The following is a 735-nucleotide window of genomic DNA, read 5'->3' as shown; positions in this document are numbered from 1 at the left end:
TCGGCCGGGCTGGGCGAGGCCATTGCCGACCACGTGCTGGGCCGCCCGAGCGAACTCGACCTGCGGCCCTTTGCCCGCCAGCGCCTGCTGGAGAAAGCGCCGGCCTGAAGCAGGCCCTGGCGATCCCGGGCATCATCGCCTTCGATCTTTTTTGTCTGTCTGTCTGACTCAGGAGCGAAGCGCGATGAGATTTCTGGTGGTGGGTGCCGGCGCACTCGGTGGTTATTTCGGCGGCCGTCTGCTGGAGGCGGGACGCGACGTCACCGTCATGCTGCGCCCGCGCCGCGCGGCACAACTCGCGAAGACCGGGCTGGTGGTACAGAGCCCCTTCGGCAACCTGCAACTGCCCGCCCCCAAGCACGTTCTGGCCGACAGCATCGACGGTCCCTACGACGTGATCGTGGTCGGCAGCAAGGCCTACGACCTCGATTCGACGATGGACTCGTTCGCGCCTGCGGTCGGCCCCGACACCGTGATCCTCCCGCTGCTCAACGGCATGAAGCACATCGACCGGCTGGCCGAGCGCTTCGGCAGCGAGCGCGTGCTGGGCGGCCTGTGCATGATCTCCGCCACGCTCGACGACGAAGGCCGCGTGCTGCACCTGAACGACATGCACGGCCTGAGCTACGGCGAACGCGCCGGTGGCCAATCGGCTCTCGTACATGCCAGCGCAGCCCAGTTCGCGGGCGCGAAGTTCGACGGCACGGCCAGCGAAAACATCATGCAGCACATGTG

The 735-nt window shown here is 67.2% G+C and carries 1 protein-coding gene; it reads left to right on the top strand.

Annotation, left to right across the window (positions count from 1 at the left end; all coding sequences use genetic code 11):
• Positions 1 to 184: 184 nt before the first annotated feature.
• A partial coding sequence (locus tag ACSFA3_RS25740) for a 2-dehydropantoate 2-reductase N-terminal domain-containing protein (protein WP_435508148.1) occupies positions 185 to 735 on the top strand: 551 nt, incomplete at its 3' end.

Origin of the sequence: Variovorax glucosi (assembly GCF_051216695.1) — a bacterium.
GTDB lineage: Bacteria > Pseudomonadota > Gammaproteobacteria > Burkholderiales > Burkholderiaceae_C > Variovorax.
Note: the sequence above shows the minus strand (reverse complement) of the source record. Positions and strands in the feature narration are given on the sequence as shown.